This is a genomic window from Acetivibrio saccincola, from assembly GCF_002844395.1.
Classification (GTDB): Bacteria; Bacillota; Clostridia; order Acetivibrionales; family Acetivibrionaceae; genus Herbivorax; species Herbivorax saccincola.
This window is the reverse complement of sequence record NZ_CP025197.1, coordinates 2,219,831-2,241,426: the sequence shown is the minus strand read 5'-3', so window position 1 is coordinate 2,241,426 and position 21,596 is coordinate 2,219,831. Positions and strand designations below refer to the sequence as shown.

At 34.3% G+C, this 21,596-nt stretch carries 18 protein-coding genes; all 18 read left to right on the top strand.

Annotated features, from left to right (window positions below; all coding sequences use genetic code 11):
* The 18 genes from HVS_RS10035 (at position 1) to HVS_RS09950 (ending at position 21,423) form a co-directional block, all read left to right on the top strand.
* Entirely contained in the window at positions 1 to 1,359 is a 1,359-nt protein-coding gene (locus HVS_RS10035) for a PFL family protein (protein ID WP_101301879.1), read from the top strand.
* 154 nt (positions 1,360 to 1,513) lie between these two features.
* Positions 1,514 to 1,777 carry a 30S ribosomal protein S15 gene (gene rpsO / locus HVS_RS10030; RefSeq protein ID WP_101301877.1) on the top strand — a complete coding sequence of 88 codons (264 nt, stop codon included), beginning with the start codon at positions 1,514 to 1,516 and terminating at the stop codon, positions 1,775 to 1,777.
* A 435-nt stretch (positions 1,778 to 2,212) separates the two neighbouring features.
* Positions 2,213 to 4,348: a polyribonucleotide nucleotidyltransferase gene (locus HVS_RS10025; RefSeq protein ID WP_101301875.1), complete on the top strand. Its 2,136-nt coding sequence runs from the start codon at positions 2,213 to 2,215 to the stop codon at positions 4,346 to 4,348.
* A gap of 14 nt (positions 4,349 to 4,362) precedes the next feature.
* Positions 4,363 to 5,616 (top strand): M16 family metallopeptidase, encoded by a 1,254-nt coding sequence (locus tag HVS_RS10020; RefSeq protein WP_101301872.1) that lies wholly within the window; start codon positions 4,363 to 4,365, stop codon positions 5,614 to 5,616.
* Positions 5,617 to 5,761: 145 nt separating this feature from the next.
* Complete coding sequence (gene dpsA, locus HVS_RS10015) at positions 5,762 to 6,640, top strand: dipicolinate synthase subunit DpsA (RefSeq protein WP_101301870.1); 879 nt, start codon at positions 5,762 to 5,764, stop codon at positions 6,638 to 6,640.
* Positions 6,637 to 7,221, top strand: a complete 585-nt coding sequence (locus HVS_RS10010) for a dipicolinate synthase subunit B (protein ID WP_101301868.1) — start codon at positions 6,637 to 6,639, stop codon at positions 7,219 to 7,221. Before dpsA ends, HVS_RS10010 begins: the two co-directional genes overlap by 4 nt.
* A 258-nt stretch (positions 7,222 to 7,479) precedes the next feature.
* Entirely contained in the window at positions 7,480 to 9,852 is a 2,373-nt protein-coding gene (locus HVS_RS10005) for an ATPase, T2SS/T4P/T4SS family (RefSeq protein ID WP_101301866.1), read from the top strand.
* A 19-nt stretch (positions 9,853 to 9,871) separates the two neighbouring features.
* Positions 9,872 to 10,927, top strand: a complete 1,056-nt coding sequence (locus HVS_RS10000) for a type IV pilus twitching motility protein PilT (RefSeq protein WP_101301864.1) — start codon at positions 9,872 to 9,874, stop codon at positions 10,925 to 10,927.
* Between the two features lie 330 nt (positions 10,928 to 11,257).
* Positions 11,258 to 12,475 (top strand): type II secretion system F family protein, encoded by a 1,218-nt coding sequence (locus tag HVS_RS09995; protein WP_101301862.1) that lies wholly within the window; start codon positions 11,258 to 11,260, stop codon positions 12,473 to 12,475.
* Positions 12,476 to 12,620: 145 nt separating this feature from the next.
* Positions 12,621 to 13,229, top strand: coding sequence for a type II secretion system protein (locus tag HVS_RS09990; protein WP_101301859.1), 609 nt, complete (start codon positions 12,621 to 12,623; stop codon positions 13,227 to 13,229).
* A gap of 97 nt (positions 13,230 to 13,326) precedes the next feature.
* Positions 13,327 to 13,884: a prepilin-type N-terminal cleavage/methylation domain-containing protein gene (locus HVS_RS09985; RefSeq protein WP_101301857.1), complete on the top strand. Its 558-nt coding sequence runs from the start codon at positions 13,327 to 13,329 to the stop codon at positions 13,882 to 13,884.
* A gap of 85 nt (positions 13,885 to 13,969) precedes the next feature.
* Positions 13,970 to 14,518, top strand: coding sequence for a PilN domain-containing protein (locus tag HVS_RS09980; protein ID WP_101301855.1), 549 nt, complete (start codon positions 13,970 to 13,972; stop codon positions 14,516 to 14,518).
* A 2-nt stretch (positions 14,519 to 14,520) separates the two neighbouring features.
* Positions 14,521 to 15,705, top strand: coding sequence for a hypothetical protein (locus HVS_RS09975; RefSeq protein ID WP_101301853.1), 1,185 nt, complete (start codon positions 14,521 to 14,523; stop codon positions 15,703 to 15,705).
* 19 nt (positions 15,706 to 15,724) lie between these two features.
* The gene (locus tag HVS_RS09970) at positions 15,725 to 16,294 is read left to right on the top strand and encodes a PulJ/GspJ family protein (RefSeq protein ID WP_242971545.1); all 570 of its coding nucleotides are present in this window, start codon (positions 15,725 to 15,727) and stop codon (positions 16,292 to 16,294) included.
* 27 nt (positions 16,295 to 16,321) lie between these two features.
* Entirely contained in the window at positions 16,322 to 18,877 is a 2,556-nt protein-coding gene (locus HVS_RS09965; protein ID WP_101301851.1) for a hypothetical protein, read from the top strand.
* Positions 18,878 to 18,919: 42 nt separating this feature from the next.
* Positions 18,920 to 20,290, top strand: a complete 1,371-nt coding sequence (locus tag HVS_RS09960) for a hypothetical protein (protein WP_101301849.1) — start codon at positions 18,920 to 18,922, stop codon at positions 20,288 to 20,290.
* 180 nt (positions 20,291 to 20,470) lie between these two features.
* On the top strand, positions 20,471 to 21,211 hold the full coding sequence (locus HVS_RS09955; RefSeq protein ID WP_192876561.1) for a ClpP family protease: 741 nt from the start codon (positions 20,471 to 20,473) through the stop codon (positions 21,209 to 21,211).
* The gene (locus tag HVS_RS09950; protein ID WP_101301845.1) at positions 21,208 to 21,423 is read left to right on the top strand and encodes a YlzJ-like family protein; all 216 of its coding nucleotides are present in this window, start codon (positions 21,208 to 21,210) and stop codon (positions 21,421 to 21,423) included. Before HVS_RS09955 ends, HVS_RS09950 begins: the two co-directional genes overlap by 4 nt.
* The last annotated feature ends 173 nt before the right edge of the window (positions 21,424 to 21,596 follow it).

Sequence of the window (21,596 nt, the reverse complement as noted above, 5' to 3'; positions counted from 1 at the left end):
ATGATAAGACCCTTTGAAATTATAGAGACAATAAAAATGATTCAAGAAGAACATCTTGATATAAGAACCATAACAATGGGAATATCTTTAAGAGACTGCTGCAGTTCCAGCAGTAAAGAAGCCAGGGAGAAAATATACAATAAAATTACAAAGTGTGCCAAAGATCTTGTTAAAGTTGGTGAAGATATTGAAAGAGAATTCGGGATTCCTATAATAAATAAAAGAATTTCAGTAACGCCCATTTCTATCATTGCAGAAAGCTCAGATGAGGAGGATTATGTAAAATTTGCGGAGACATTGGATAAGGCAGCAGAAAGTGTTGGGGTAAATTTTATAGGAGGCTTTTCTGCATTAGTTCATAAAGGCTATACAAAAGGAGACAAAAAGCTTATTAACTCTATTCCAGAAGCCCTCAGTACCACCAAAAAAGTATGTTCATCTGTCAATGTTGCCAGTACCAAGTCAGGTATAAATATGGATTGTGTAAAAGAAATGGGGCACATAATAAAAAAGGCAGCAGAACTCACCTCTGACAGTGGGGGAATTGCTTGTGCAAAGCTTGTTATTTTTGCCAATGTCCCTGAAGACAATCCGTTTATGGCAGGTGCTTTCCATGGATTTGGGGAGGCAGAGTGTGTAATTAACGTTGGAGTAAGCGGACCTGGGGTTGTAAAATGTGCACTGGAAAAAGTTAGGGGAGCAGATTTTGAAACTGTATCAGAGACAATTAAAAAAACTGCTTTTAAAATAACAAGAATGGGACAGTTAGTAGCAAGAGAAGCTTCCAAAAGGCTTGGAGTTTCTTTCGGGATTGTTGATTTGTCTTTGGCTCCCACTCCTGCCATGGGGGACAGTGTGGCACATATATTAGAGGAAATGGGACTTGAAAAATGCGGTGCACATGGAACTACGGCAGCTTTGGCCCTTTTAAACGATGCAGTTAAAAAAGGTGGGGTAATGGCATCTTCTTTTGTAGGAGGTTTAAGCGGGGCATTTATACCTGTAAGTGAAGATGCAGGAATGATAGAAGCAGTGCAAAAGGGAGCCCTTTCAATAGAAAAACTGGAGGCAATGACATGTGTTTGCTCTGTAGGCTTGGATATGATAGTGGTTCCCGGTAGTACAAGTGCCGAGACAATATCCGCCATTATTGCAGATGAAGCTGCAATAGGTGTTGTAAACAACAAAACAACGGCTGTAAGGATAATTCCGGCACCTGGTAAAGATGTAGGGGATATGGTTGAATTTGGCGGGCTTTTAGGTAAGGGACCGGTAATGAAATTAAGTGATTATTCCAGTAAAGATTTTATAAACAGGGGTGGAAGAATACCGGCACCTCTTCACAGTCTGAGAAATTAAAAATAAAAGTTTATAATTTTAAAATTGATTCTTTACAGTTAATAGCTGTTGTGTTAGAATGTTTTAAGTAAATAAAACCACTAGCCAGGTTGTAGGGAGCTCCGTCCTATTACTTAGCTATTGGGGGTTTAATAAAGAAAAGGAGGATTTTTTTATGAGAAAAGATTTGAAACAGGAAATTATCAACACTTACAGATTGCACGAAACAGACACTGGCTCCCCGGAGGTGCAGATAGCTATTCTTACAAAGAGAATAGAGCACCTAACGGAACATTTAAAAGTACACAAAAAAGATTTCCACTCAAGAAGAGGTCTTCTTAAAATGGTAGGGCAGAGAAGAGGGCTTTTAAATTACCTGCAAAGAGTGGACATAGAAAGATACCGTGCAATTATTGAAAAATTAAACTTAAGAAAATAGAATGGGCGTACTTTTCGTCCATTCTTTTAAAGTAAATTTATATCTCGTCTTAACTAGTAAGAGATAGATTAAAGAATTACAACCTTCCCTGACAGCTATCTTACAGACATTCATGAGCAAAAATATTATTTAATAAATAAAAAATACAGGGGAATTTCTATATGTACTTACCTTTTGTCTTTTAAAAAAGTAAGTATTGTGCAATTTAAAAAAAGATTGTTTATAAACTTAAAATTTAAAATATATAAATTAAAAATATATAAACATAAATTTTAAAGATATATAACAAAAAAAGATATATAACACTAAAAATTTGGAATACTAAAAACAAAAACTGCAGACGGTAGAAGGTAGATTGTGCAGCACTATTTAAAATTTTTTAGGTCTGCTGTAGAATCTACAAGCTACAGTCTGCGGTTATAAGGAGGAGAAAAAATGAAAAAAACTTTCAGTATTGATATAGCAGGAAGACAGCTGGTTATTGAAACAGGACAACTTGCCCAGCTAGCAAATGGAGCAGTATTGGCTAAATACGGAGATACTGTGATTTTATCAACTGCTACTGCGTCAGCAACTCCAAGAGAAGGAGTGGATTTTTTTCCTTTGAGTGTTGACTATGAAGAAAAACTTTATGCTGTTGGAAAAATTCCTGGAGGATTTATAAAAAGAGAGGGAAAACCGTCAGAGAAAGCCATATTAAATGCAAGGGTTATAGACAGGCCACTAAGACCACTGTTTCCAGAGGACTTGAGAAATGATGTTGCCATTGTAAATACTGTTTTGTCGGTGGAACAGGACAATTCTCCTGAAATAGTAGCCCTTATAGGTTCGTCTATTGCCCTGTCCATATCTGACATACCTTTTAACGGTCCTGTGGGAGGGGTTATATTAGGACTTGTTGACGGGGAGATTGTAATTAATCCAACTGCAGCACAAAGGGAAAAAAGCAAAATGTATGTAAATTTAGTGGGCACCAGGGAAAAAATAGTAATGATAGAAGCAGCTGCAAATGAAGTTTCTGAAGAAGTTATGATTGAGGCAATAATAAAAGGACATGAAGAGATAAAGAGAATTGTGGATTTTATAGATGGGATTGTAAAAGAAGTGGGTAAGCCTAAGTTTGAATATGAATCTTCGGAAGTTCCTGATGAGATTTACACCCCTGTAGAGGAATTTGCATATGAAAAAATGAGAGAAGCTGTATTAGCTGTAGATAAGCAAGTAAGGGATGAGAATGTAAGTAAACTTACAGAAGAAATAATAGAAAGGTTTAAAGATGATTTTCCGGAAATGGAGCAGCAAATAGCTGAAGCCGTTAACAAACTTGAAAGAAAAGTGGTAAGGAAATATATATTGGAGGAAGGCAAAAGAGTTGATGGAAGAACCCTTGATGAAATAAGGCCTTTATCTGCTGAGGTGGGGTTGCTTCCAAGAGTTCACGGTTCAGGGCTTTTTCAAAGGGGCCAGACCCAGGTTCTCACTACAGTTACATTGGGGGCTATGAGTGAGGTGCAGATGCTTGATGGTATCGATCTTGAGGAGACAAAAAGATATATGCACCATTATAATTTCCCAGGATACAGTGTAGGGGAAGCAAGACCTTCTCGGGGTCCCGGAAGAAGGGAAATAGGGCATGGTGCTCTTGCAGAAAAAGCATTAGAACCTGTTATACCTGACCAGGAAGAATTCCCCTATGCAATAAGACTGGTTTCAGAAGTTCTTATGTCAAATGGTTCAACATCCCAGGGAAGTGTGTGTGCCAGCACTTTAGCGTTGATGGATGCAGGGGTACCTATAAAAAAACCTGTGGCAGGAATTTCTGCAGGGCTTGTTGTTGATGAAAATGACAAAGATAGGTTTGTGACCTTTATAGACATTCAGGGAATAGAAGACTTTTTTGGGGACATGGACTTTAAAGTTGCAGGAACTAAAGATGGTATTACAGCAATACAGGTGGATATAAAAATTGACGGGCTGACTTTGGATATTATCAAAGAAGCTCTTGAAATTACTAAAAAGGGACGCTTTAAAATCATTGATGAGGTGATTTTAAAGACTATAGAGGCGCCAAGGTCTGAACTTTCAAAATACGCTCCTAAGGTATTGTCAACAACAATAAGCCCGGATAAGATAAGGGATGTTATAGGACCTGGCGGAAAGATGATAAACAGGATAATTGAAGAAACAGGAGTTAAAATTGACATTGATGATGACGGAAAAGTGTATGTGTTTAGTACTGAAACTGAGGCATGTAAAAGAGCATTGGCAATGATTGAAGGAATTTCAAAAGATGTGGAGCCGGGACAGATATTTCTAGGAAAAGTTATGAGAATAACTTCCTTCGGTGCATTTGTTGAATTCTTGCCTGGAAAAGAAGGACTTGTCCATATATCCAAACTTGACAAAAACAGGGTTGTAAGAGTTGAAGATGTAGTAAGTGTAGGGGAAGAAATACTTGTAAAAGTTTTGGATATTGATAAGCAAGGCCGGGTTAATCTTTCCAGAAAAGATGCAATGGAAGAAAACGAGGAAAAGAAAAATAAGCAGACAAAAAGAAGTAAATATTTTTAAAACAGGGAGATTTTATGTGTAGAAGTATAAAGCTGAAAAACGGTGTAAGGGTAGTGTACGAAGAAATACCATATGTCAGGTCTGTTTCAACAGGGCTTTGGGTTGGAGCAGGTTCTAGAGGTGAAAATACCACTAATAATGGTATTTCTCACTTTATAGAACATATGCTGTTTAAAGGCACTAAAAAAAGAACTGCAAAAGAAATTGCAGAAACCATAGATAATATTGGAGGGCAACTTAATGCATTTACAAGCAAGGAATGTACCTGCTATTACACTAAAACCCTGGATACTTACCTTGATACATCCTTAGATCTCTTATCTGATATGTTTTTTAACTCTAAATTTGATGAAAAGGATATTGAGATTGAGAAAAATGTTATTTTAGAAGAGATAGGTATGTATGAAGACACTCCCGAAGAATTAGTTCATGACATTTTATCTGAAGCAGTGTGGCAGGACGACCCCTTAGGAATGCCTATATTGGGAACAAGCAAGAGTCTTGGCAATATAAACAGGGAACAAATAAAAAAATACATGGAAGAAAATTATTTTCCTGAAAATACCGTTATAGCTATTGCCGGTAACATAGACGGGGACAAAGCAGTTGAAAGTATCAGGGAAAGATTTGAAAACTGGGGGAACAGTAACTGCTGTAAAAATAAAAGTATAGCCCCACCAAAATTTAAAAACAACAAAGTTTACAGGGAAAAAGAAACGGAACAGATACATATGTGTCTTGGCTTCAGGGGTGTGGAGCAGGGCAGTGATGAATTGTATTCACTTCTGGCAGTAAACAATATTTTTGGAGGGGGTATGAGTTCTAGGCTTTTCCAAAAAATAAGAGAGGAAAAAGGGCTTGTTTATTCAATTTACTCATATCCTTCATCCTACAAAAATGCCGGATTGTTTACCATATATGCAGGGATGAATGCTGAACATTTAAACGAAGTACTAAAGCTCATAATAAACGAAATTAATATTTTGGTAAAGAAAGGAATATCCAAAAAGGATATGGCAAAGTCAAAAGAACAGTTAAAGGGAAATTACATTTTAGGTTTAGAAAGTACCAGCAGCAGAATGAACAGCATAGGCAAGTCTGAAATTCTTTTGGGAAAGATATTAACTTCCCGTGAAGTTTTAGATAAAATTGACAGAATTGATTTTGAAAAGGTGGATGCAGTAATAAAGAAAGTTTTTGATTTAAATAATATGGCTATTTCAGTAGTGGGCAACATAAAAGGGGATATTGATTTAAAAAGGATATAGTTTTAAAAAAATACAAGTTCTAAAAAAGCATTAAGATTTATATGTCTTAGTGCTTTTTTTTATGTTTTTTAGGCATAAGCTTTAATGTATACAAGCACTTTAAATTGAAAATATACATAAGATACTTATAAAAGGAGGGATTTATATGAATAAAAAAAGATACGGGGTTTTAGGCGGCGATTTGAGAAGTATAAAACTTGCCGAACTTATCGAAGAAGAAGGAAACCATGTTAACATATATGGTTTTGACAATGTAGGAATTGACATAAATTTCAAAGAAATTAAAAGTATAGATGAATTTATTGAAAATTCAGATATAATAGTAGGACCGCTTCCCTGCTCTTATGACAAAGAAACCTTTAATGCCCCGTATCATTCAGGAAAAATTTATATAAAAGAGATTTTAAAAAAAATAAAAGATAAGCAGTTATTTATAGCGGGAAAATTAGGAGATGAAATAGTAAAGTTTGCTAGTTTAAATAATCTAAGATTTTTTGATTTATTAGAAAGGGAAGAAATGACCGTTTTAAATGCAATTCCAACAGCTGAAGGAGCTATTCAGATAGCAATGGAGGAAATGCCTGTAACCATTCATGGAAGCAAAGCCTTTGTTTTAGGTTTTGGAAGGGTAGGAGAAACACTTGCAAAGATGCTAAATGGAATTGGGGCTAAGACTTATGTGGCAGCAAGGAAGCATTCTGACTTTGCATGGATTAAAAGTTATGGGTATAGTGCCGTTCCAATCAATGAACTAGGTGAGCATATTAAAGACGCAGATGTTATATTTAACACCATTCCACATCTTATATTAGGGAAAGATATATTAAAAAGAGTCAGAAAAGATTGTCTTATAATAGATTTGGCATCTAAACCCGGTGGTGTGGATTTTGAAAAGGCAGAAGAGTACAATATAAAAACCAAATGGGCACTTTCATTGCCGGGAAAAGTAGCACCTTTAACAGCTGCCGGTATATTGAAAGATACAATAAATAATATAGTAAAGGAGCAGGAGGGATTAAAATGACGCTTATGGGACTAAAAGTCGGATTTGCAATTACAGGTTCTTTTTGTACAATAGATAAAGTTATACCTGAAATTAAAAAAATAATAAATGCCGGAGGAAAGGTTGTACCTATAATTTCATATTCTGTTGACAAATTTGACACAAGGTTTGGAAAAGCAGAAAGTTTAAAAAAACAGCTTAGGGAAATTACAGGTGAAGAAATAATAAATACAGTTGTGGGCGCAGAACCTATAGGACCTAAATCACTATTTGACATAATAGTGGTTGCACCATGTACAGGTAATACTTTAGGTAAAATAGTAAACGGAATAACCGATACTCCTGTTACCATGGCATGTAAAGCACAGCTTAGAAATCAAAAACCGGTTTTAATAGCTGTTTCAACAAATGACGCATTGGGAACAAATGCAAAAAACATTGGATTGCTTTTAAATACAAAAAATGTATTTTTTGTTCCCTTTGGTCAGGATGAACCAAAGAGTAAGTCAAATTCTATGGTAGCGGATTTTTCTTTTATAGTGCCAACATTGACTGAAGCAGTAAGAGGTAAACAAATCCAGCCAATTTTTATACAATATTAAAACAAAAAAATGCAAATGACACTTGAGAAATATAAAGAAAAGTGTTAAAATGATTTTAGTACTATAATTAAAAGGTAAAGCTATTGACTTTATACATTTTGTTTTTTATAATTATTTATGTATAATAATTTCAATTTTGAATATTATTATATTAAGACATTATACTAAAGGCGTTACAAAAGTATTTTCATTACACTTTTATCATAAAGCTGTTTCAAAGAAGGTTTTATAATTACATATGATATTTGGGGGTACAAAATGGTTGGAGTAGATACGAGGGGTATTGATGAAATACTTTTAGAGACCGGGGTATTAAAAATAACCGATCTTAAAAGAGCGTGGGACATCCAAAGGGAAAGAGGCAGCAGCATAGAGGACGTGTTATTAGAGCTTGAACTTGTAACACCTACGGATATTATGCGCGCAAATGCCATTAAGATGGGGATTTCCTTTGTAGACCTTTCCAATTATGAGATTAAAGACGAAAGTGTTCCCACATTGATAACCAGAAACATTGCAAACAGGTACAAAGTAATACCCATTGAAAAAGAAAACGGGGTACTTACTGTTGCAATGCAAGATCCTACTGATATTTTCTGCATAGACGATATCCGTCTCGCAACAGCTCTTGAAATAAAGCCGGTGTTTTCCGATCCAAAAGAAATTGAAAAACTAATCAAAAAATATTTTGGTGAAGAGGAAAAACCTAAAAAAGAATTAGCACCAAAATCAGATGAAATCTCCAAAGCTGACTTGTTAAAAGAGCAGGAGTCACTGCTCCTTGAAAGAGATTTTTATAATGACATCACCACTGATTTAGAACCGGCGGATTTGGAGTTTGATTCAAAGGATGATAGCTTTTCCAGTACAGATTTAAACATTCAGGATGATACTTCAGAAAGTGGCATTTTTAAAGATAAAATCGGAAATCTTCTGGTTAAAGCAGGTGTAATAACCCAGGAGCAATTGGATACTGCCTTGGCCATCCAGGCTAAAAAGGGCGGACTTATCGGAAAGATAATGGTTAAGCAGGGTTATTTAGATACAAAATCCCTTTATGAATTTTTACAAAAACAAATGGGAGTTGAGTTTATAGATTTAGAAAATATTGAAATTGAAGAAAGCGTTATAAATTTAGTTACGTGGAATATTGCGAGGATGCATAAATTAATTCCCGTTAAACTTTCAAACGGCTCTTTAAAAGTTGCCATGAGCGACCCTATGAATATATTTTCCATAGATGACTTAAGGCTTACAACAGGTTATAATATAATCCCTTGTCTTGCTGACGAAGATCAAATAATGATAATGCTTGATAAATATTATGACAAAGATGCTATAAAGAAAGAAGAAAGAGATAAAGAAGCCATTGACTTAGAAGAAGAAATCAGAAAAGTAAATGAAAAGATAGCTGTTGAAATAACGGAAGAAGAAGAAGAGGAAGAAGTTGTTGATATAGATGTTTTAGAAAATGCCCCCATTGTCAAAATGGTCAACATAATTTTCCAAAAAGCAGTTGCAAGCAGGGCAAGTGATATACATATAGAGCCTCAGGAAGATTGTGTTCTTATAAGATTCAGAATAGACGGGCAATTAGTTGAAATAATGAAGCACGACAGAAAGATTGTTTCAGCTCTTGTGGCAAGGGTTAAGATTATAAGCGGGCTTAATATAGCAGAGAAGAGAATCCCGCAAGACGGAAGAATAGGTATGAAGATAGACGGCAAAGACTATGACATGCGTGTTTCCATACTGCCTACAATGTTTGGGGAAAAAGTTGTTATAAGAATAGCCGATAAAGAAGGCTTTCAAGTAGATAAAAAAGATTTAGGTTTCTTTGAAGATGATTTAGAGAAATTTGATGATATTATTGCCCACCCTCATGGTATAGTTTTGGTAACAGGGCCTACAGGAAGTGGTAAATCTACCACGTTATACACAGCGCTAAGAGAATTGTGCAAGCCGAATGTAAACCTTCTAACTGTTGAAGATCCTGTTGAGAGCACCATAAAGGGTATTAACCAGGTTCAGGTTAATGTAAAGGCAGGGCTTACATTTGCTACAGCCTTAAGAGCTTTCTTAAGACAAGACCCTGACATAATAATGGTTGGGGAGATAAGGGACAGGGAAACTGCGGAAATAGCAACAAGGGCTGCTATTACTGGTCACTTGGTTTTCAGTACCCTTCACACTAATGATGCTGCTAGTTCCATTACAAGAATGATAGATATGGGAATTGAGCCCTTTATGATGTCTTCATCAGTTGTTGGCGTAATTGCCCAAAGGCTTGTAAGAAGGCTTTGCCAAAAATGTAGGGAAAGAATTGAACCTGATGAATATGCAAAAGAAGCACTTAGTTTAAAAGAGGGTGAAGAAATAGAACTATACAAAGCAGTAGGCTGTGAAGAATGCAATAATACAGGATATAAAGGCAGGATAGCTGTATATGAAATAATGACAATTAACAGGGAAATAAGAAACCTTATAGCAAAGAATGAAAATGCAGATGTAATTAAAGAGGCAGCGTTAAGAAACGGAATGAAAACGCTTAGAATGAATTGTGCAAGATATGTTAAAAAAGGAGTAACAACAATAGATGAAATGCTGCGCATAGCATATTCTGAAGATTAATTAAAAGGGGTGTAGGGGTATGGATATAAATGATTTACTTATAAAGACAGTGGAAGCAGGAGCGTCTGATTTACATATTTGTGCAGGTGTCCCTCCTGTAATAAGGGTTAATGGCGATCTTATTTATTTAAATGAACCCATATTAACCCCCCAGGATTGTGTTCATTTGGCCAAGCAGTGCCTGAACAACAGGCTTTATGAAGTTTTTTTGGAAAAGGGGGAAGTTGACGCTTCTTATACATTGCCAGGAGTTGCAAGGTTCAGGATGAATGTTTTTAAACAAAGGGCAACATGCGCAATAGCTCTAAGGCCAATTCCTACAGAAATACCTATGATTGAAGACCTTGGACTTCCGGGCTTGGTTTATGATTTATCTTTAAAGCAGAGAGGATTGATTTTAATAACAGGACCTACCGGTCATGGTAAATCAACTACTTTAGCTGCAATGATAAATTACATAAACAGCAAAAGGAAATGTCATATAGTGACGATAGAAGATCCTATAGAGTTTTTGCACAGACACAATAAAAGTGTCATTAATCAAAGGGAAATAGGTTCTGATACATTGTCTTATGCAAATGCTTTAAGGGCGGTATTGAGGGAGGACCCGGACGTAATATTAATAGGTGAGATGAGGGACTTAGAGACCATTTCAACTGCTCTTACAGCAGCAGAAACAGGTCACTTAGTACTTTCAACACTGCATACGATAGGTTCTGCAAAGACAATAGACAGGATTATTGACGTTTTCCCTCCGCATCAGCAGGGGCAGATAAGAACCCAGTTATCAACAGTTCTTGTGGGTATCATTTCCCAACAGCTTATGCCCAGGGCAGATGGAAAGGGGCGTATACTGGCAACAGAGACTATGGTTTGGACACCGGCCATTGCAAATCTAATACGAGAAAGCCGTACCCATCAGATTGACACTTGTATCCAGACAGGTTCACAATTTGGCATGTATACTATGGATAGTTGTATTGCGGATTTATACAAACAGGAACTTATAGATTATGATACTGCTTGTCAGTATGCAGTTGACTTGGATAATTTGAGAAAAATAATTTCTATGTAAATTTGAAAAAAGACTAGCATTTTTTGATAAAATGTATTAAAATATATATAGATGTATATACGGTGTTTTAACAAAAATATAAATATCCTATAGTATTTTAGTGAATGATATTACATGGGAGGCACTATAGAAATTTCCAATCCTATCCACACTATCTGCAGTTACACTAATGTTTTCGCTGGAATATTTCTCTATTTTAAAGCGCAATACTACGTAACTTATGTTATAATATAATTATTAATTAATTTTTGAATTTTATTTGTAAGGCTTTTGTATAAAAATACAGCAAGTGAACCGGGGTGCAACAAATAATATTTTGGGGGTTAGGAAATGCCAAATTTCAACTACAAGGTTAAAACCGAGACCGGAAAGGTATTAACCGGAGAAGTAAAAATAGAAAGTGAAGTGGAGTTGCGGAGAATATTAGAGGAAAAAGGCTACAAGGTTGTGGAAATCGTAGAGAAGACTCCGCTTACTGATATTACTGAGATTAAATTTTTTCAAAAAAGAGTAAAAATAAATGATTTAGCTATATTCTGCAGGCAATTTGCCATAGTTTTAGAGGCAGGTGTACCAATAGCACAATGTTTGGAAGTTTTAAAACTGCAAACCACCAATCCCACTCTAAGAAGACGCATCAATGAAATATATGAAGATATACAAAAAGGTATTGCATTATCCAGTGCATTTAGAAAACATGAAGATATTTTTCCACAATTTCTAATAAATATGGTTGAAGCCGGTGAAGTAAGTGGTCAGCTGGATATAGTTTTCCAGAGGGTGGCTAGCTATTTTGAAAAACAGAGTAAATTAAACAGCAAAATAAAGGGTGCCCTCGCGTATCCGGTGGTTGTTTGTATAGTAGCTGTTTTAGTTGTTATAGTTTTAATGGTTGCTGTTGTTCCCCAGTTTGTGGAGATACTCCAGGATCTAGGTGGCGAATTGCCGCTTATTACCAAGATTTTGATAGGCATAAGCAACTTCTTTAGAAGATTCTGGTACTTAATAGGTTTAGCATTAGCAGCGCTAATAATTTTCGTTGCAGCTTATAGAAAAACACCAGAAGGAAGGTTGTTCTTTGGCAAATTATTAATATCTATACCAATTATAAAAAACTTAACCAGAAACATTATAACAGCAAGGCTGACAAGGACATTAGGAACATTAATGGCAAGCGGGGTTTTACTAATACAGTCAATGGAAGTTGTAGCAAAGGTTGTAGGAAATGCAGTGATTGAAAATAAAATTAATGATGCCATTGAAGAGATAAAAAAAGGAAGAGGGCTTACAGCTCCAATTATGGCAATGAGATATTTTTCACCACTATTGATTTCAATGATAAGGATTGGTGAAGAGTCTGGTAACCTTGATTTTGCATTAGATAAAGCAGCAGATTTTTATGACCAGGAGGTTGAAACCTCTGTGCAGCAGTTGACAAGTATAATTGAGCCATTGATTATAGTATTCTTGGCTTTAACAGTTGGTTTTATAGTTTTAAGTGTTCTGTATCCAATGTTCAAGCTATACGACCAATTAATGAATTTGTAATTTTTGCTTACCTGCTTATCTTATTCCAAAAAAGTTTAGGGGGGGATATCAGACTACATACTTCTTAAATGGAATTTGATAAGACAGTAAGCATTAAGGGTAAATACAAAAACTTAATAAACTAAGAATAATAGGAGGGCTAAGTATGAAAAAAATGTTAAAAAATCAAAAAGGTTTTTCATTAGTTGAGTTGCTTATAGTTATTGCTATAATGGGTGTTTTAGCGGCATTAGCATTCAGTATGTTTGCTGGTATACTTGGAAACAGTAGAAGGAGAGCAGACGAGAGAACAGCAGACCAAATAGCAAAAGCGTTAACATCTTATATAGTAGAGTCAGGAGATACTAAACTTGAAATTTTAGATGGTACTAGAAGTGCAGATTATGATGTAACTTATGAAGAGGCAGATGGTTCCCCAGCTAGTAATCCTCCAACTGTTTCAGTTGGTTCTGGTGCAGATGTTTCACAAGAATTGGTTAATGCACTTCAACATGTTATTGTTGTAAAAAATAATAAAACAAAAAGAACAGTTAAATATGGTCCATATTTAACACCAAAAGAAGGTCAGGAAATTGATTGGAAAAACTATGCTCCAACATGGTCTGGTCATGAAGATGGATATAGTATTATAGTATTTTCAGATTTACAAAAAGCTGATGTTGTTCCTGTACCAGACAATGCTGCTACAACTGGAGCTCAGGACTCTGTGGGTGAAGCATTAGAATGTGGAGTTAAGTTAGAACCAAAACCATAATATTTTAGAAATGAATGTTCTATAATTATATGTTTTTGTCCGGCTGGAGTAATGTCCAGCCGGGAAAACTATAAAATCTTATTACAGGGGGGATATTATGCTTAAAAAAATAAATTGTAAGGGAGTATCGCTAATTGAGTTATTAGTTACAATAGCAATTATTTCAATTATTTCCCCCATTGTTTTTATGATTTTTGTAAACGGTCTTCGTAATTTTGCAGGCGGTACTAATTACATTGATCAGCAATATAAAATCCAGGAAGTAATAGCTTCTATACGGGAAGATGTTCAAAAGGCCAAAAAGGTTGAGTTTATAGGTGTAAGAGACAGAAAGGATCCGTTAGTTATATATGAGAGTGTAGAGTTTAATTTTAGTGATGATGAATCTGAGACCAATACTCGGACATGGAAATTTAATGATAATAAGTTAATGTTAAAAATAAATAATGGAGAATATATTACTGTAGTCAGAGATATCGATTCTGACAAAAGTTATTTTGCATATTATTCTGATGGTCGTGATGCTGTTGAACAATTAGTTTTAGGTATAATGCCTTTAAACAATGACAGAATACTAAATAAAGGAAGTAATGTACAAGAATTGATAACAACAGAATTTTCTGTTAGGTATAAAAGAGTAGGTGAAAGTGAATAAGCCGAATAACAGAAATTTCTGTTATTATATATAAAGAACCTGGTTGTACTGCATTAAAAGGATTATGAGGGGGGCTGTGAAAACTGTGAAAGACATAAATCTATTGCCGGAGGAGATTAAAGATACCGAATATATTCAACCTTCCCGAGGTGGCAATACCACGGCAAAAATTCTTGTGGGGTTAATTATCGGTGTCGTTATAATAGCCGTTACATTGGCTGTTCCATTTGCTTACATACGGCAAAAAGAAAAAGAATTGGAATCAATTAAAAACGAAATCGAAAGTGACAAGTATGCAGAAGTAAGAGAGGTTAATGCAGAGTTAGATTCAATAGTGGAAGAGCTTGCTTCAAAGGCAGATGTTATTGACACAATTGATGAATCAAGTACACCTTTAGCAGAAGTTATTGTTGCATTACAAGGTGCAATTCCTGAAGGAGTTGCTTTAACCCAGATAGGTTATACAAATAACAGGCTTAGCGTTATGGGAATAGCACCGGACAGGATTGCAGTAGCAGAGCTTGTCGCTTCAATTGAAAGAATTAGTCTCTTGAACTTATCGGCTGATGTGAATGTAGAAGATGGTACAAATATTTTCAATCTTTCATTAATTGTTGGCAGAGGGGGAAGTTAGCAATGAAGGGCAATGGTGTTAAGATTTTTATATTGTGTTTGATTTTAGCTCTGCTATATGGACTTATATATTATCAGTTTTTATGGACGGCAAGGTTGGATCCTAAGATTGAAGATCTTAATAAACAACTTCAAGAAGTAAAGAGGGAAAAGGAAATTTTAGATAGAGATTTAGCTAATCTTGAAACAATAAAAAGAAATATTGAAATCTTAAATGTACAGGATGAGCGGTTTGATTCATACTTAATGAATGAATCAAATGTTGCAGATAGTATAGAATATATAGATAACCTTGACAGGCTTTTTGGAAACCGTTTTAGAAATGTAACGTTTAAGCGTCCTGTCATGGTAACATCCAAAGAAAAACAAAGGGTATATTATGAATTTGGTCTTAATTTTAATGCTACACTCTCATTAGCTGAAGTAATGAATCTGATAGATTACTTAGAGGGTGCAAGTAAAAAGGTAAGCATACCAAAATTCACCATAAGAGAAAGTACTAACACAAATTTACAGTCTAATGATGAAGAACCGGAAAACAATATTAAAATGTATGATGTAGATATGTCAATTAATCTTTATGCTTTGAATATAGGCAATGCAGATAAAATATATGAATACAGTCAGAAGCGGTTTAACAGGGTGCATGATGAAGATGAAATGATATCTGCCCCGTTCATTGGAATGACCATTGAACCAGGTATTATAGACAGAACCGTAATAGATAGGGTTATAACTCCGGTAGGTGGCAGCAGCACAGCTGCTGCGCCTGCTTTTGTTGAAAATATTAATATTAGTTTGTACAGTTTTTTGTCAGGAGGTCATAATTTCGTTATAACTAATAAACAAGACGGAAAGATAATCAGTTTTAAGACTAAAATAACACCGGATGTAACTTTAACATTTTATGGAGATTATGTAGATGTAAAAGTTGTTGGGGATGCCGGGAACGTAAGAACATTAAATGGTGCTATTACAAGTGATGTTATAAATTTAAGTGTTCTTACTAAATTTCCAACGGATGTGAAGGAAAATGAAAATTTAGGGCTTAGTATTCAGGTAATTAATGATTCACAAAAACCTATAAGAGTCCAGTTAGATGATAAAAGCCGCAGGGCAAAGTTATTAGACAGAAATGGTAACACAATAAAAAGAAATAGCCAAATAGAGAATTTAAGGGTGATATAGTTAAGGGGAGGGAGCTAAAGTGAAATGTTTTTTAAAAAGTAAAAAAGGTATGACGCTTATTGAAGTTATATTAGCTCTTTCTTTATTAGCAATATTTACATTGCCTTTAACTATTGGTTTTATGAATAGTCTTCTTATTTCAAGAAAGATTGAAAGGGAAAATCATGTAAATGCTGTTACAAGCATTATTAAAGAAAGGGTTCAGGATGCCCTGATAGATGAAAACATAGATCTACCTTATGTAAGTGGTGGAACTTTTAATATAATAGATTTTGTATCCAGTAATATAGTAGGGGATGGAGGGGAAAGTGATCCCATAGAAGTTGAATATTCAAGTGATGATGGTGAAAAAAATAATTATAAATTTTTCTATAGATTGAGTTATCATCATGATTCATGTTATGATGAGGAATACGAGACTGTATACCATGTTATTGTATCTGTTTATTTGGTTAATAGGGATTTTAAAGGTACCTTACAAGAGGCTATTACACAAAATAAATATAATTCCGTAAACATATTTAAAGTAGGTGCAGATGTCAGGAAAAAACTACATGCCCATAGTGAGGAACCAGGTGAAGAGCCATAAAGCGCCTTTTAAAAGGAGGGGATTTGTGTGAAACTTTTTCTAAGAAACGATAAAGGAGCTGCACTAGTAACCGTTATAATTATAACTACTGTAATTTTATTATTTGGAACTATATTGGTTGATGTTTCAATACAAGGTCTTAAATTAACTAAGCACAGCAGAAATGTGGATTTTGCGCGTTATGCCGGTGATACTGCTATTGAAAATTGGTTTAATAAGATTGAAGAAAAAGCTAATGATGAAAGCTTTATTAATGCAATTTTTAATGAGCCTAATTATTCCTTACCTTCTAATGATATGGAGGTAAAAAACTTAGCAATTGGAATAGTTAACAAAATAAAAGAAAGTTTAAATAAAAGACAATTTATAGATGTTTCAGCAGTATTAAATAAATCAAACGAAGTAGAAATAAATGGCAGCAAGATAAATAAATTAAATGGGTTACAAGGACTTAACTATAATGCCGGGGATGCCATTACCGGTATTTCTGAAGTAAGAATAGCTACTGTAACTGATGGTGAAGACAATGAAGACATAGCGGTTGAAGCAGTTGCAGCAGAGTTTAATGGTGAAGAAAATACTTTAACAGTGACAATTGGTATAACTGTTAATGCTTTATATACTGATGGAATCTATTCAGCTGACAATAGATTTATTTATGCAGAGAAGGATTTTACTTTTAAATTACCAGAACCAAAGAGTAAATTTGAATTAGAATATGCAATACTTACATTAGGTGATTTATATGCAAATAGAGCCATAGGAAATGTAAAAGGAGATGTGAATGTTTATGGTACTTTTCCAAAGGTTTTAAAAGATCCAAAGCAACATTATTATGGTGGCATATATGCTATTAATGAAGCAGAATTAAATTTAATGGGAAATGCATATACCAGGAGTTTTATAAGAACAGGACCTTATAAGCCAAGGGCACTCCACACAGGTGGACCATATAATGAAACAGACGGAAGTTCAATACATATATATAAAGATGCAATTGCTCAAAACATACAGCTTTTTGGAAATGATACTGAAGTAGCTGTGTATAGAAATGCATATACATTTGTGGATTTAGAAATAAACTCAGAAAATTCCATATTATTTATAAACGGAAGTTATGTTGGTCTTACTAAAGGTCGCACAGCAGTAGGAGAAGAACATCCACCACATGATAATTTAAGTGGTATTGTAAATAGTGCAATAATACATAATTTACTTTCAGAGCCTTCTCAAAAGTCCAGGATATTTATAGGTGGGGATGTTATAGTACCAGGTGGTACAATGAGGATTGATCCTAATACCGGTGAAGCGGAAGGGCAGATAGAAGATGCTTCCACTGCATGGTGGGATTCTGCTGTTGGAAATGGACCTTTTTATAGACTTTATGATATAGATATTACAAAAGAACCTGATAAGTATCATGAAACTTTAATGAACGTTTATACTAATCAGGGTTATTTAGGAGGACACATGAACTTTTTTCAGGTATCTGAATACAGGGTAGATGGTTTTTCAGATTGGTTTAGATCAGGATTTTATACTAACGATAGTTTAAAAAATCAAATAAATGCTAAAATAAATTCACTTAGAAATTTGGAAATAAGTGAAGCTAAACAAGACAAAAAGAAAGCTGGAGAGATTAAAAAGATTTCAGGTGCGTGGACCTACGCTTTAGCAGCTAATGGAGGCTTGTATCAATATAGTAATGAAAGTGGTAATGATTTAAAAAAACTAGAGTTTCTAAAAGATTCTAATTATGTATTGGACAATATATTTGTTAAAAAAAATGGTTCCTTAGTTTTAAAATATGATTCTAGTTATTGGGATCTTGATAATCGGGAAGATTTGGGTCTAGGTACAATTACAGATAATAATGCTAATGAGGCAGTATGGAAGATATTGGATAGTGGTATAGTAGATGATTTATATGATCGTACCCAGCCATTTTTAGTAAGGGAGTATGGAAATGGTATATGGGATACAGGAGCAAGTGATGAAAGATTTGAATTATTCAGGGATATTATAAGAGAAATTGAAGGAATAAAAAGTACATTTAGAACAATAACAACAGAACATGGAGAAAAACGATATTTTATAGAAGTAGAAAACGATTTGGTAATATCAGGAACAGACTTGGCAGGTGAAGATGAATATTATTTTGTTTACAATACTAATCCTTCAAATGATATAATTATAAAGGGAAGCTTTAATGGAATAATTTTTACAACGGGAACTGTTACATTAGAAGGAGGAGCTAATGTTAAAGGTTCTATTATAGCTGCTGGTGGTGGAAAGTATAATGCAGATGGATTATTTGAACCACGGGCTAAATATGGGATAGATATTGATGAAAGTACACTTAATGATTTAGACAGCGGTAAATTTGCAGGAGTTATATTTAAAGATGAGGAAAATGGTGGAACAATAAATGTCGATTTTTATCTAGGTTTAGAACCGAATGATGTATTAGGTGCTGCAGGTGCTGATTTTATAGGCAGATATGAAATGTTAAATAAAGCTGCGAGAATAAATTTACTACAGAAACTTAATGAATGTGGAATTGATTTAAGAAGGGTATTTTAGGTATAATAAATATTTCTAAAAATTATGTATGGGGTGGAGCTAATGAATAAAAAACTTAAATTATTGACTCTTTCAACACTTTTAGCCGTTACTGTGTCGGGGGTAGGTTGTAGTCTTTTTGAAAAGGATATAGAAGAGCCTGATCCTATACCAAGAATAGAATCTCCTGAGACAAGTATTGAGGAAGACAGGGCGGCTCAAGAGTTTATAAAGAATTATTTTGTAGATTTGTTTAGTAAAAGTGCAGAAGAATATACTAAAAATTTCATAGAGGGTTCTATACCAAACGACCCAAATGATCCAAATAGTTTAGCAAAACATATAGCTACCAGGACATTAGAAGAAGGTGACGGCAACCCTGAAGTAGGTATTCATTTTCCAAGGATTGTTGAGTTTGGTGGTCTTGCCATGTTAGATTATAAGGTGATGAGAGATAATGGTGGAAATCCAATGATAGATGCATCATACATAGGTAAAACAGGAGATTCTTTCCTATACTATGTAAAAGTAGATGTTAAAGCAACAGGATTACCTATTAATCTTTTTTATAAATATTATGAGCAGGATGAAAACACATTGATATTCAGCCAAAAAAGTGAGTTTGGTGAAGAAGATATAGGAAATGATGAAAAACAGTTATTAAATAACAGAAAAGAGTTGTTGGATAAACTAGTAGCTGAAAAAGATTATTCGGAAAGGAATAATATAAGGCAAAAAATTCGTGAAATAGAAGAAAAACTAAATTTTGATGAAATAAAAGTCCAGTTAAAATACGATGTTGAAATTGTGAGAGAAGGCAATGCTTATAAAGTGTTGACTCAAAAAGAAGTTGCGTATAAGCCAAGTTTTAAAAACAGAAAGTTTATACTAAATAATGAGTTTATTGACAGATTACCATACCTTGATGTAAATATTCAGGATGAGAATAATATATTTCAGCAAGAGCAAAAAGTTATACAAGACTTCTTTAATGACTTGTTAAAATTGGATAGAGAAAGAATGGCTTTGTTGAGAAATGAATGGGAAGTTAGCCTTGGCAGATTTGAAAGATTTTTAGAGACTGTTGGAATAAATACAAATTTATACATTCTTGAAGAAGAGACATATAAGGATAGATTTAGTATACTGGCTTTTCCATTGCAAGCTGGTTTGTTAAGGTTGACAGGATATGAAAATATAAATGTAACTGTGCATCCGGGATATTCTAAAAACAATAAAGTGTATTTTGTTAAGGCTAGTGCTATTGGGGAAAGTGCAACCGGAATAATAGCAAGTGAGACATTAAAGTCAAGTGGAGTAATAGAAGGAGAAGATATCTATAGTTATGATTATGTGGTAAGACTCGATTATAATAATGAACGCAATTTAGCTGTAAGCAGTATAAAACTTGATGAATTTTTGAAAATTAATTAATTAAAACTATAAAAAAACCTCATGTAATCATGGGGTTTTTTTTAATGCTTGTAGCATATTTTTAAAGAGAATAAATGTATTTTAAAATGCTAATACTATCTAGAGATTCTTTTATAATCTAACGGTTATATAAATTATTATAAATATTCGGGAAGTGGTATGTTGCAAAAGGAAAATAATATGAGCTTTAGTATAACTTCAAAAGTAGAAGAAAAAGCCATGGAAAATCAAAAGAATATGGAAATAAAAGAAATTAAGGAGTTTGGAAAGTCTAGTATTTCAAACTCCAGAGGAAATATACACTGTCTTACTGTTATAGGCCAGATTGAGGGACATGTTGTTTTGCCTCCACAAAATAAGACAACAAAATACGAACATGTAATACCACAATTAATTGCAATTGAAGAAAGTGAAGAAATAGACGGTCTTATGCTTATTTTAAATACCGTTGGCGGGGATGTGGAAGCAGGTCTTGCCATAGCTGAAATGATTGCCAGTATGTCAAAACCAAGTGTTTCTCTGGTATTAGGAGGAGGACATAGTATAGGGGTTCCTATGGCGGTTGCTACAAAGTATTCATTTATAGCACCTTCAGCTACAATGACCATCCACCCTATACGGTTATCCGGGATGGTTATTGGTGTTCCCCAGACTTATGAATACTTTGATAAAATGCAGGAAAGAGTTGTAAAATTTGTTTCAAAAAACTCAAATATATCCCAGGAGGATTTCAGGGAATTAATGCTTAAGACAGGGGAACTTGCCAATGATGTTGGAACTATTCTTTTTGGGGACGAAGCTGTTAAAAAAGGAATAATTAATGAGACTGGCGGTCTTTTTAATGCATTGGAAAAGTTGTATGAATTAATTGAACTTCACAAAAGCGGTAAACTGCCTAGATACAAGGGGGACTTGCAATGATCTTATATTCCATAGTGCCGGTTGAATTTGTATTTGGTAATTTTGGCAATCAGGTTAATGAGAAAAGATATGTTGAACTGGAATATTTAGGAGAAAAAATAATAGCAATCCCTTTGTCAAATAACAAGTATAAAATTGATAGAGTAATAAGCACTTCACCAAAGGCATATTTAAATCCAAATCTCACCCCTGGAACTATTATTGAACAGTAGAATAAATTTAGAAATTAATGGTATTGAATTGACAAGTTACCCTTATATAATTTATTAGCACCATATTAGCAGCAAGAATATTAAAACCATGTTTCATCAATTGCCACATAGCTTTTTAGTTAATGTGGCTTTTTCTGTTTTTGCGTACTTTTTTTATACAAATATGTTGCTAT

Bases quoted from the DNA above. Each gene is read 5' to 3' on its own strand.
- HVS_RS10035 (WP_101301879.1), top strand. From the start codon at position 1: ATGATAAGACCCTTTGAAATTATAGAGACAATAAAAATGATTCAAGAA.
- rpsO (WP_101301877.1), top strand. From the start codon at position 1,514: ATGAGAAAAGATTTGAAACAGGAAATTATCAACACTTACAGATTGCAC.
- HVS_RS10025 (WP_101301875.1), top strand. From the start codon at position 2,213: ATGAAAAAAACTTTCAGTATTGATATAGCAGGAAGACAGCTGGTTATT.
- HVS_RS10020 (WP_101301872.1), top strand. From the start codon at position 4,363: ATGTGTAGAAGTATAAAGCTGAAAAACGGTGTAAGGGTAGTGTACGAA.
- dpsA (WP_101301870.1), top strand. From the start codon at position 5,762: ATGAATAAAAAAAGATACGGGGTTTTAGGCGGCGATTTGAGAAGTATA.
- HVS_RS10010 (WP_101301868.1), top strand. From the start codon at position 6,637: ATGACGCTTATGGGACTAAAAGTCGGATTTGCAATTACAGGTTCTTTT.
- HVS_RS10005 (WP_101301866.1), top strand. From the start codon at position 7,480: ATGGTTGGAGTAGATACGAGGGGTATTGATGAAATACTTTTAGAGACC.
- HVS_RS10000 (WP_101301864.1), top strand. From the start codon at position 9,872: ATGGATATAAATGATTTACTTATAAAGACAGTGGAAGCAGGAGCGTCT.
- HVS_RS09995 (WP_101301862.1), top strand. From the start codon at position 11,258: ATGCCAAATTTCAACTACAAGGTTAAAACCGAGACCGGAAAGGTATTA.
- HVS_RS09990 (WP_101301859.1), top strand. From the start codon at position 12,621: ATGAAAAAAATGTTAAAAAATCAAAAAGGTTTTTCATTAGTTGAGTTG.
- HVS_RS09985 (WP_101301857.1), top strand. From the start codon at position 13,327: ATGCTTAAAAAAATAAATTGTAAGGGAGTATCGCTAATTGAGTTATTA.
- HVS_RS09975 (WP_101301853.1), top strand. From the start codon at position 14,521: ATGAAGGGCAATGGTGTTAAGATTTTTATATTGTGTTTGATTTTAGCT.
- HVS_RS09960 (WP_101301849.1), top strand. From the start codon at position 18,920: ATGAATAAAAAACTTAAATTATTGACTCTTTCAACACTTTTAGCCGTT.
- HVS_RS09955 (WP_192876561.1), top strand. From the start codon at position 20,471: ATGAGCTTTAGTATAACTTCAAAAGTAGAAGAAAAAGCCATGGAAAAT.
- HVS_RS09950 (WP_101301845.1), top strand. From the start codon at position 21,208: ATGATCTTATATTCCATAGTGCCGGTTGAATTTGTATTTGGTAATTTT.